Annotated in this window: 8 protein-coding genes, 1 tRNA gene and 1 riboswitch; of the genes, 6 read left to right on the top strand and 3 right to left on the bottom strand. The window is 42.8% G+C overall.

The annotated features are described in order from the left end of the window. Positions 1-386: 386 nt before the first annotated feature. The 6 genes from PGR91_RS09455 to PGR91_RS09480 all read left to right on the top strand — a co-directional run bounded on the left by PGR91_RS09455 (position 387) and on the right by PGR91_RS09480 (position 8,694). Entirely contained in the window at positions 387-1,628 is a 1,242-nt protein-coding gene (locus tag PGR91_RS09455) for a primase-helicase family protein (protein WP_007855986.1), read from the top strand. Positions 1,629-1,879: 251 nt separating this feature from the next. Beyond that, positions 1,880-2,851 carry a toprim domain-containing protein gene (locus PGR91_RS09460; protein WP_007855988.1) on the top strand — a complete coding sequence of 324 codons (972 nt, stop codon included), beginning with the start codon at positions 1,880-1,882 and terminating at the stop codon, positions 2,849-2,851. Between the two features lie 266 nt (positions 2,852-3,117). Next, positions 3,118-4,425 (top strand): MobV family relaxase, encoded by a 1,308-nt coding sequence (gene mobV, locus PGR91_RS09465; protein ID WP_007855989.1) that lies wholly within the window; start codon positions 3,118-3,120, stop codon positions 4,423-4,425. A 310-nt stretch (positions 4,426-4,735) separates the two neighbouring features. Beyond that, positions 4,736-5,314: a hypothetical protein gene (locus tag PGR91_RS09470; RefSeq protein WP_007855990.1), complete on the top strand. Its 579-nt coding sequence runs from the start codon at positions 4,736-4,738 to the stop codon at positions 5,312-5,314. A gap of 90 nt (positions 5,315-5,404) precedes the next feature. Beyond that, positions 5,405-6,064, top strand: coding sequence for a hypothetical protein (locus tag PGR91_RS09475; protein WP_007855991.1), 660 nt, complete (start codon positions 5,405-5,407; stop codon positions 6,062-6,064). Positions 6,065-6,078: 14 nt separating this feature from the next. Continuing rightward, positions 6,079-8,694 carry a UvrD-helicase domain-containing protein gene (locus PGR91_RS09480; RefSeq protein WP_270399331.1) on the top strand — a complete coding sequence of 872 codons (2,616 nt, stop codon included), beginning with the start codon at positions 6,079-6,081 and terminating at the stop codon, positions 8,692-8,694. Positions 8,695-8,933: 239 nt separating this feature from the next. On the opposite strand, the gene PGR91_RS09485 is transcribed toward PGR91_RS09480, so the two are convergent. The 3 genes from PGR91_RS09485 to PGR91_RS09495 form a co-directional block, all read right to left on the bottom strand. Beyond that, positions 8,934-9,539, bottom strand: coding sequence for an RteC domain-containing protein (locus PGR91_RS09485; RefSeq protein ID WP_118656753.1), 606 nt, complete (start codon positions 9,537-9,539; stop codon positions 8,934-8,936). A 758-nt stretch (positions 9,540-10,297) separates the two neighbouring features. Continuing rightward, positions 10,298-10,386 (bottom strand) — tRNA-Ser (locus PGR91_RS09490). An 81-nt stretch (positions 10,387-10,467) separates the two neighbouring features. Next, positions 10,468-11,523 (bottom strand): acyltransferase family protein, encoded by a 1,056-nt coding sequence (locus tag PGR91_RS09495; protein ID WP_182424247.1) that lies wholly within the window; start codon positions 11,521-11,523, stop codon positions 10,468-10,470. Positions 11,524-11,727: 204 nt separating this feature from the next. Continuing rightward, positions 11,728-11,942: riboswitch (cobalamin riboswitch) on the top strand. Positions 11,943-12,083: the final 141 nt, after the last annotated feature.

The following is a 12,083-nucleotide window of genomic DNA, read 5'->3' on the forward strand; positions in this document are numbered from 1 at the left end:
AGAACGAATTACAGGGACACATATAGAAATTGGCAATGCATGTGTTCCATAGAAGAAAACAAGCATCTTCTTCTCGCTGAATACCAACGGTATATCCAAATCCGAATACTTCTCGTAGCTGAATGCCTGACATAATTCACTCGGTAAGTCAGTAATTCATTAAGTCAGTACGACAGACGCTCTGATTTTTTCTCCCGAAAAGCGTAATCCGACATTCGCTTTTCGGGAGTTTTCCGTTTGCACAACCCGTTTCCTGTCCCAAACCATTGAAAGTTTTTGTTTCGGGGGCTATTTGTCACCATTCTGCCGTGTTTTGCATAACAACCTATCCGATAATTGATTATATTTTTGCAGCTGGTAATTTTCAAACTTAAAACCATTTGATTATGTCAGCTATCGAACAACAGGACAGCCACAGACCGCCATCGGATGGCGGCATGGCAAAGGAAGAGTTTATCCGAGTGGGGACAACGCTCTATAAGATTGTGGAGCAGCCCAAACTGAACGGAGGGTATATAAGGAAACGCATCGCATGGAACAACGAGACCCTGCGACAGGATTACGGCAAGGATTACATCGGCAGAGTTCCCAAGTATGACGGCTTCTGCACAGTACCCGAACACATCGGCTACCGTTCCGTGGTCGGCAAGTTCCTTAACCTCTACGAACCGATAGACCACCGACCGCAGGAGGGCGATTTATCGCATATCCAATCTTTGGTACGGCACATCTTCGGGGAACAGTACGAGTTGGGGATGGACTATCTGCAACTGCTCTACCTGCAACCAATTCAGAAGTTGCCTATCCTGCTGTTGGTGTCGGAAGAACGCAACACGGGCAAAAGCACCTTCCTGAACTTTCTGAAAGCCCTTTTTCAGAACAATGTGACTTTCAACACCAACGAGGATTTCCGCAGCCAGTTCAATTCCGACTGGGCTGGCAAGCTCCTTATCGTGGTGGATGAGGTGCTGCTCAACCGCAGGGAGGATAGCGAGCGGTTGAAGAACCTCAGCACCACACTTTCCTATAAGGTGGAAGCCAAAGGCAAAGACCGTGATGAGATTGCGTTCTTCGCCAAATTCGTGCTGTGTTCCAACAACGAGCATCTGCCCGTAATCATAGACGCAGGGGAAACACGCTATTGGGTGCGCAAGATAGACCGCTTGCAGTCCGATGATACCGACTTCCTGCAAAAGCTGAAAGCGGAGATACCCGCCTTTCTCCATTTCCTGCAACACAGAAAACTGTCCACCGAAAAGGAAAGCCGGATGTGGTTCAACCCCACATTGCTGCATACAGAAGCCTTGCAGAAGATTATCCGTAGCAACCGCAATCGGCTGGAGATAGAGATGTCGGAACTGCTGCTTGACATTATGGTTGCAATGGATGTGGATAGCGTTTCATTCTGCCTTAACGACCTTGTCGTACTGCTGGTGCACTCGCAGGTAAAGGCGGAAAAGCACCAAGTGCGTAAGGTGGTGCAGGAGTGCTGGAAACTGACACCTGCACCAAACGGGCTTACCTACACCACCTATCAGGGCAATTACAACAGAAGTTGTCACTATGAGCCGATAAAGAGGGTGGGACGCTTCTACACCGTCACAAGGAAGCAACTCGAATCCCTGTAATACTATCATTTTTCTGTTGAATTGTTGAATATGGGTATAAATACACTGACAATAAACGATATACATTCTCAACAAAATCTCAACAAGCCAAAAGAGAAGTTGAGAGACCACCGACACCCGTTTGTGGATTTCTCTTTTGGCGAGCGGTTTGTTGAGAAGATGTTGAGAGGTTACGAGGCTGTATATAAACATATTACATTGACAATTCATCAAATCAACAAATTTTCATCAACTTCAAAACCGTATGTAATATGACAATCCAAGATGTAAAGCAAATCAAACTGGCAGACTATCTGCAAAGTCTGGGCTATACGCCTGTAAAGCAACAAGGCAGGAATCTGTGGTACAAATCACCGTTACGGGAAGAAACGGACGCATCGTTCAAGGTAAACACCGAGCTTGAAAAATGGTATGACTTCGGCATCGGCAAAGGCGGAAACATCCTCGCATTGGCAGCGGAACTCTACCGTTCGGAAGATGTAGCCTATCTGTTGAGACGCATAGAGGAGCGGACAGCATACATCCGCCCTGCATCGTTCTCTTTTGGCAGACAGCATTCCGACAATCGTACTTATCAGGGATTAAAGGTTGGAGAATTGTCCTCCCCTGCTCTTATAGCCTATCTGCAAGAAAGGGGAATAAACATCGGACTTGCCAAAAGAGAATGCAGGGAGCTTCGGTTTATGAATGCCGACAAACCCTATTTTGCCATCGGCTTTCCGAACATGGCAGGAGGATATGAAGTGCGCAACAGATACTTCAAGGGATGTGTCGCCCCGAAAGATATCACCCATATCCGACAGCAGGGCGGACAACGATGTATGTGTTACCTGTTCGAGGGGTTCATGGATTACCTTTCATTCCTTACCATCCGAGTAGAAAACAATCCGCAACACCCGCGATTGGACACACAGGACTATATCATATTGAACTCCGTTTCCAATCTTGCAAAAGCGGAAAGCATATTGGAGACCTACACCCAAGTCGGCTGTTTCCTTGACAACGACACGGCAGGACGGAACACTTGCAAGAAGCTGAAAGAGAAGTTTGGGGAACGGCTGCTTGACAAGTCAATGTACTATCGTGAGTATAAGGACTTGAACGACTACCTGTGCGGTAAGCCCTTGTCCCAATCGGCAGAGCCGATAAAGGAGAAGAAGCAAGTCCAATCCGCAAGGCGGATGATGCAGCCACCGAAAAAGAAAGGGGGATTTCATCTGTAATGTGCTCGTCTGCTTTCCGAAAGGTATTTAGACAGAAATACCATAGCTCAATAGGGCGTTTTCTTCACGCATTACTCCGTAACGCTAAAAACACCCTATCGAGCCAAAGGGAAATCCCTTTGGAAACCCTGTGCAAACGAGAGCAGAAGCCAAACTCGTTTGGATTATGCCGAGTGCAGCAAGGGTTCATTTGCATAATAAACCCTGTGAGCCGATGCCACAGGCAGAGAGAAGAAACATAACGATAACCGCAAAATAGAAATAAAATGGGATATTTTTCATTGGACATTAAGAAAGCAAAGGGTACATCGGACACCACTCAGTCCGACCATATAGAGAGAAAGATAATACCTAAAAACGCAGACCCGACAAGGACACATCTGAACAGGGTGCTTGTCGAATACCCCGATGGCGTTCACGGCAGGGATGAAGCGATTGCCCACAGACTGAACACGGCAGGCATCAGACGGAAAATCACACACGACCAAGTCCGTGTCGTTCGGGTGGTTTTGTCGGGTACGCACGAGGACATGATGAACATACAGGAAAAAGGAGAACTCGATGAATGGTGCAACGACAGCATCCAATGGCTGCAAGCCACATTCGGCAAAGACAATGTGGTTGCCGCACATCTGCACATGGACGAGAAGACTCCGCACATCCACGCAGCCGTTGTTCCCATCGTGACGGGTGAAAGGCGCAAAGCCAAGAAAGAGCAAACGGACGGTAAGCGCAAGTACCGCAAGAAAACAAATTCCGTCCGCTTGTGTGCCGATGACCTGTTCAACCGCCAGACCTTGGTCGCCTACCACGACAATTACGCAAGGGTGATGGCGAAATACGGATTGCAGCGTGGGGTACGGGGTTCGGAAGCACGGCACACCACCACCATGCAGTATTATAGGGACTTGAAAAAGAAGAATGAAGTCCTCGAAACTGAAACCAGACTGTTGCAGGAGAAGAAAGCCGAGGCGCAGGAGGAACTGAAGCAGGTGAAAGCGGAAATCCGTACCGACAAGCTCAAAAACGCAGCCACCGATACGGCAACCGCCCTTGCAAGCAGTGTGGGCTCTCTTTTCGGAAGTGGAAAGATGAAATCGTTGGAGCGCAGGAACGAGGATTTGCAAGACCGCATCCTTGAACTTGAAAACGAAGCCCGACAACGGGAACGGCAACAAGCCAAGCAGATACAGGAGATAAGAAACGCTTACGAGCAACAGCACCGCAAGCTGTCGGAGTTTGCGGATTTTGTCAGACGCTACTTTCCATATGTGGAGAAGCTGATGCCTATAATAAACTTCCTGCGTGACCGATTGAAGTTCAATGACGGAATAATCAGAAGACTGTGCGAGTTCAAGGAGGTCGGGATAAAAGGCGAACTCTATTCTTCCGAATTTAACCGAAGTTTTGATACCCGACACTCCGTCTGCTCTATCAAACAGGATGAAAACGGTAAATTCGATTTCAAGATAGACGGGGTTTCTCACGTGAACTGGTTCAGAAAGAAGATGAATGAGTTTAGAGAAGCCATCGGAATACCGAAGCCAAGACAGAATAGAAGTATGAAACTGTAAATCAAAAAAATCCGTGATAGTAGAATGGTATATCACGGATTTTTCATACTTTTGTATTGGATTGAGGCTACTCTTTCCAAAACATATTAGAATTAAGAAGAAGCGTTATGCTTATCTTGTACTTGAAAACGTAGGAAATTTTCAATTAGATGCAAGGATAGCATAGTGGTTCTCACGCATATAGCGTGGGCTACTATTGTTACATCTGCATCTATGGTTTCCTACGACCTTCAAGTAAGAGTGTGGCTTTGTAGTTCACGCTTTTTCGTAGGTTGGACTAAAATGTTTATTAAATATAATACAACAAATTATGAAGAAGTTGATTGTATCATTCGCATTTGTTTTAATTGCTTTGACATCGTATGCTCAAAGTAGTTCCGAACACCTTACCTTTAAGGGAATTCCCATTGAGGGAAGTATGACTGAATTTTGTCAGAAGTTAAAAGCTAAAGGATTCACTTCTATTGGCAGTGAAAACAATCTTGCATTGTTTATGGGAGACTTTACAGGTCGTAATGCAACTATAGGTGTAACAGCTACAGATGATGGGAAAAGTGTATTTGCCGTAGCTGTGTTGTTTGACCCAAGTGGTGAATGGAATACGCTTGTTAATACTTATAACTATTATAAAGATTTATACACCCGAAAATATGGCAATCCGACTATTTCAAAAGAGAAGAACCCTGCCCATTCGGATTCCAATACAGCTTTAATGGCAGAAGTTCATCAAGGAACTGTTGTTTGGGGTAGTGCTTGGGAGGTAACAGGAGGAAACATTGAATTATCGATAGAAAAAACTTCTGGTATTTATGAGGGTATGGTAATGATTCGTTATCGTGATTCTCAAAATGTAGAAACTAAAATTCAAAAAGATTTAGAGGATATTTAGTATCCAATGTATGCGACTTATTCAAAATGTATCTGGTACATGAATAAGAAATACAATCCGTTAATTGTCAAATAATAACATAACAGAATTATGAAAAAGCTTTTCGTATTATTCGCTTTAATGGTTATAGCTTTTACATCATATGCTCAAGTCTATAAAATGTATAAGACTCGGAACTATCATAATCAACTTCGCTTAAATACAATGACAGGCGAAGTACAACAAATTCAAGATGATGGTCAGTCTTGGGAAATTTGTAGTGCGAGAGAAATTTTAGGAGATAAAGAAGGACGATTTCGCCTTTATGAAACACAGAATATGTGGACATTCATAATGCTTGATACATATACAGGTAAGAATTGGCAAGTCCAGTTTAGTGTCAAGGGTGAGGATTACATGTTTGCTGCACCAATCAACATATTTTCTCTTGCATATCCTGAGAAGTCGTCAAATTGGACTAATAGATTTCAGATGTTTGCCACTGACAACATGTGGACATTTATATTGTTGGACTCATATAATGGACGACTATGGCAAGTTCAATATAGTACACAAGATTTAGACAACCTATTTTGTATTCCTATAAATAAATACGAATTAGTAGAAAATAACGAAAGGTGTATATTCTCTATTCAGCCACTGACAAGTATGTATCAATACTATCTTATAAACGATAATACAGGTGATATGTGGAAATTTCAGTGGAGTACTAAGGGGGATGATTATAGATGGATTGAAAGATTCAGATAAATATTACTTCCAATATGCAGCCATTGTTCATTTGGGTAATTTGTATAATTGCTATTTCGGTTATTGTAATAGCGATGGTACGAACATGCCTAAAAAACAAATCCAAAGAGCTTGCAGAAAAGCTAAACCATATATCTGCATATAGCGAGAAATCAAATTATGAGCAAGCAAAAGAGAGATTATCGGCTCTTAAGGAGGGGGCGTTTATAGATATTCCCTCAGACTTAAATAATGGCTTTTATGGCAGGGTAATCTCCGCAACGCAAGAAAAAGATTTCATCAATCATTATAAGGTACATTTCCAAGAGGCATATTCACTTCTGAAGAAACTTAAAGCCTTTAACATCACTCCATCAGAAACCATATCCAAATTCATTAACGACTTTGGAAGAATCAACAAACTTGTAAAACAACATAATGATGGTGTTATAACCTTTCTACTTGACACGCACAGGGACTTTTTCGACCATTGCCTAAAATACCCATTAGACAAGCAACAAAGACGCTCAATTGTTTCAGAAGAGGATAATTGTTTAGTAGTCAGCAGTGCAGGTAGTGGTAAAACCTCTTCAATTGTCGGTAAGGTTAAATATCTCACCGAAATCAAGGGTATAGCACCTGAAAGAATTTTACTTATCAGTTATACCAACAAAGCAGCAGCCGAACTAACCGAAAGAATGGCGACCAATGGATTGAAAGGTTACACATTCCATAAGTTAGCCATTGATATTATAGGCAAAACGACAGGTACAAAACCATCTATTTGCGACAATACAGATTCATTGTTTGTAGATATATATCACAAATTGTTAGATAAATCGTCTTTCAAGAAAAGTATAGTGGAATACTTTATTGATTACCAAACGAATGAAGCTGATTGGGAACAACGCAAGAATGAAAGACGGGAGCAATTATCAGGACTAAAGAATGTGCAGCTAAAGGCGATGTTCCCCGATATGGACGGCAGAGCCATATATGTGAGAAGTGAACAAGAACAAAAAATATGTTTTGCTTTGTCCTCGCTGGGAGTGAAATTCAGATATGAAGAACCATACGAACATCAATTAGCAGATGAGATGCACTCACAATATCGTCCCGACTTCTCAATATATTTTAAGCAAGGAGGAGTAACCAAACGCATCTATCTTGAACATTTCGGAGTTGATGAACACGGGCTTGTTCCTGCTTGGTTCGCAAAAGATAAGGGTATAACCTACGAAGAAGCCAATCAGAAATACAATGATGGTATAACTTGGAAGAAAACTGCTCACGAGAAATTTGGCACACAACTTTTAGTAACATCAAGTGCAGATTTCCATTATTCTGATATTAGGGATAAACTCCGTAAACTATTAGCTGAAGCAGGTGTACCAATTCAAGAAAAGACCGATGAGGAGTTATACGATTTAGTACTACCCAAAGGCAGCAAGCAGGAAAAGGCGTTTATACGACTTGTTGTTACTTTCGTTACATTGGTAAAATCAAGTTGTAAATCAGTTAAAGAGGTTTTAAAACAAGCCAAAAATGCAGATGATGAACGAAGTGTGTTTATCATCAAGAATATATTTCAACCTGTATATGAACGCTACATAAATGCGTTAAGCGATAGTAACCAAATTGATTTTACCGATGCTATTCTTCAAGCCACTGAGATATGTCGTACTTCACACCCTGTTGAATATGATTATATCATAGTGGATGAGTTTCAAGATATATCTGTTGACCGTTACAACTTCTTGAAAGTATTGCGAGAGGGTAATCCTCCTGCAAAGTTGTATTGTGTGGGTGATGATTGGCAGTCTATTTATCGTTTTTCGGGAAGTGATATGGCTCTATTCAATCAATTCCCCGAATATTTTGGAGCAACGGAGATAAACAAGATTGAAACTACATACAGGTTTGGAGAGCCTTTGGTTTCTTTATCGTCGAACTTTATACAACGCAATAAAGCCCAAATACAAAAGAATATCCATTCGTTCAGCTCAGAAATGAGAACCGAGTTGGAATTCTATGCTTATGATAGACGAGATTACTGCAATACGATAGGGCAACTTGTGGCTTCTATTCCATCGGATAAATCAATATTCCTATTGGGGCGTTACTCTTTTGATGATTACTACCTCTCTTTTATGTACCAATCAATTAAAGAGGGTAATAGATTCTACTATGTGATAGGAGGACGAAAAATAGAGTTTTTAACCGTACATAAGTCAAAAGGTCTTGAAGCGAATTATGTAATACTCTTACAATGCAATAAAGATACATACGGTTTCCCATCACAGGTGAGTGACGACCCTGTGCTTAACTATGTGCTCACTAAGAGCGACCAATTCCCATACGGAGAAGAAAGAAGATTATTCTATGTTGCAATAACAAGGGCTAAGATAAAAACGCTTGTATTATACGATAAGCGTTTCCCGTCTGTATTTGTGGATGAATTCTTGCACCCCGAAAAGGTGTCAGAAGAAAGCTATGTAAAGCACCCTAACGCCAATAAAAGATGGACAAGAAGTGCAGACCAATTTTTATTGAAACTGCACAATGAAGGTAAGAGTGTCAAATATATTGCAAACAAAATGGGTAGAAGTCAAACTTCGATTGTAATGCGATTAAACAAACTAAAAAAATAGTCGAACTTTTTCTTTGATGTACCTTGTGTACATCGGACTATTCTATTATTTTTGTACACAGAAACGAGTTACTTGAAAGCAATTCAAGGTAGAACGCAGCAGATTGTACCGTTGCCAAGTCATTACCTCAAAAACGGGTAATTATCCCAAAGTCCTTTGTATAAGGTACTAACAGAAGTTTTCCAGAATTACATAAATTAACGGAAGAACGCCGTATGTTCTCCCGTTTATCGGTAAGGTTACCGCCTCGCCCGTTCTTTCTCCTCATCGCGCTGCATGCGCAGGTTCAGCCGCTCACGCAGCTTGTCGAGGAAATAGGTGCGGCTCTCGCTCTTGCAGCGTTTGATGTCCGTATAGGCGTTATAGCAATGGCTGTCCTTTATTTCCAGCCCGAATATCTGACCGAAAAACGCAGCCAGCTCCTTGATGTCGTTCTCTCCGTCGTTGATACAGCCGATCTCGTCGAACGCATAGATGATCTCCACCAACTCGACGAGACTACCCGTCCAGCGGAAAGGCGTGTCCGGAATATCGGATTTTTGCGCCGACAGCGGAGGCGTCTGGGTTTGGAGGTATCGAAACATCCGACGCACGAACGTCAGGGCTTTGCGGATAGGAATTGTATGGGAAGATTCCGCCTTGTGAATCTCGTGCAGACAGCCCAGTTCCTTTTCGATATAGGCGAGCGTGAAGATAAGGTGATGCCGCTGGGATGGCGGAGCGCAGCATACGGTGCAAACCTCTTTGATGAACTCGTTATATACCGACGGCGTTATGGTGCGGGCGTCGGCTCCGTCATTGATCAGACGGAAAAATTCGTTTTTTGTAAGTATGAGGAAATCCATTCAGTTTCTGTTTTTCGGGTTGTTGTACTCCGTGACTAATTACGTGTTGCGCACGCTTCACATAAGAACAACCCCCTTTCCTGTGGAATGGATCGTATCGGATTGATAATTTATAAGTTATTGGATTGATTTTCGTATGACGAGCCGTTTCCACCCCGCAAGGGTCATAGGGTCATCCCTGCGATTGCGTATGCGAAAATACTATTATACCCCCTGCGGCTTGCAGCCGCAGGGGGTACAACGAAAACGGATAGCCCTGCCGCAGAGCGGCTATTCTTTCACGGGCCGGACGGAGAAGCCCCAGCTTTTCCCACTTGAAGGGCTCGGGCTGATTCCATTTTTGCTTATCATGAACTGACGCCCAGAATGGGTCGCAGTCGCTTGTCCCGTCCAGTAACCGTATGTATATCCGTCGTAATATATTACGTGGCCATCCGTATAGTACCGTATTCCTTGGCCTGGAATAAAGATCGTGCTTCGCCGTTGAGTGATACACGCTTGCGCGGCGAGAGTTTCGACGTCCGCCCCGTTCGAGAATAACAAGAGAGCGGAGCGGCCGGGCATCCGTTTCCGTTGTACCCCCTGCGGCTGCAAGCCGCAGGGGGTATAATAGTATTTTCGCATACGCAATCGCAGAGACGGCCCTATGACCCCTCATTTGTGTCCTTAACGGAGAAAAAAGAAAACACCCAAACTTACATTTTAGGGTGTAAATCTGGGTGCTATCCTTGTAATTCGCTGACAATCAGCCTTGTTTGCGGAGAGTTAGGGATTCGAACCCCAGGAACCACATAAGCGGTTCAACAGATTTCGAGTCTGCCCCGATCGACCACTCCGGCAACTCTCCTATTGCGGGTGCAAAGTTAATCAACAATTCTGATTATCGAAAATTTTTGGACTAAATCTTTTATATTAATAATATTTCCACTTATCCTTTCTTTGCAAAGTGGAGCGACCGATTGTTCTCCCAGGGAAACCGCTTGAAAAACGGGAGATATCGATTAATAATCCAAACAAGCACGGTAATGACAGCAGTTGCAATAACCGCAATTAAGAAATCGATCACGTAATAATGAGGAATGTTTATTTTATTCAGTATTTTTGACAGAATCAAAATCACGCCTCCATTTAGAAAATAATACAATATTGAGTTCCGACCGATATATTCAAGAACAGGTTGATTGCGGATAAATTCCGACAATTTTAAGATAAACACAATCCCGCTCCCTGACAAAACCAACGATTTAAAACTATCGATCATAATTCCATCGTATTCTGAAACGGGCGTGTATCGAAAAATTGCAAACAAGGCTATATAAAGCGAAGTAAAGGCCAACAGGCTGTATTTACCCGACAAAGTTTTCTGAATCACGTTGTAGTGCAGGCTCCAAATATATCCCAAACAAACAAATATCAGATTGACGAAAGCTTCTTTATAATACCAGAAAGAAGGTGCAGGATCCACACGTTTCAGATAAGTGCCCAAAATTAAGAGACTGAGCCCGCAAATCAACAGGATGTATTCATTTCGAAAGAGTTTGTAAAAAATGTAGAAAAGAATTTCGCAGACAATAAGGGCTGCAACAAACCAAGACGCTGTTCCTCCCAGAACATCATATAACATGCTTTTTATTGTCACGTCATTTCCGTGGGCAAATGCTTTCGGTAGCCAAATAAGGGTTGTAAATATCAAATAAGGCCAAACCAGAGTGGCAAATATTCGTTTTAATTTCCGAAGAAAAGAGAGCGGCGCAGTCTCTTTGACGATATATCTTCCTGTTATAAAGAAAAAAGTTGTTAGAAAAAACGGTGCAAAAAATGGTTGGATATGTATGCTCGTAGGAAAATAACATTCCGAGTGATAGAGCATCACGAGAAACATACAAATGCCTCTTGCTATATCAATGCTGTTATTTCTCTGGGGAACGGGCGATACGACAACCGTAGAGGAAACGGTATTCTTTATCAAATTGAAACTAAACATATTTTGCATAGGTTATATTGTAAAAGGTCTGTACACCACGTTTCGAACCCGGTCACTCTCTTTCCTGTAGGTCCGGTCCAAAGGTAACACTTTCCGGGATATATTTTCCATCGCGGACGTATTTTTCTGAAAAACAACCCAGGCAGTATGCCCACCGGAACGCACATTATTTTCATTATTAGGCCGCATCGTCCCGAAAAAAAACTATCTTTGCCGTGCAAAGGTTTCCGCATCGCGCTTTCGACCGCGATCAGGGAATTAAAAGGGAATGCCGTGCGAATCGGCAACAGTCCCCGCTGCTGTAAGTTTCAGTTCCGAAAGGAATAAAATGTTTCGACACTCTTGGCCACTGACATCGAGTCGGGAAGGCGCCGAAACGGAAACGAGTCAGAAGACCTACCTTTGCTTTACGGATTTTACAGTCTGCGGTGAACAGACGAAAATCGACGGAATTTCCGGCTGACCTATTTGCGCACGATGCCGCCCGCTGTAAAACCGAATTGGATTTTTTAACGATCAACGAGCGGCATGGAACGTATTCCTCCCATTTATCTCTTCCT

Origin of the sequence: Candidatus Alistipes pullistercoris, assembly GCF_027665465.1 — a bacterium.
In the GTDB taxonomy this organism is placed as follows: Bacteria; Bacteroidota; Bacteroidia; order Bacteroidales; family Rikenellaceae; genus Alistipes_A; species Alistipes_A hominis.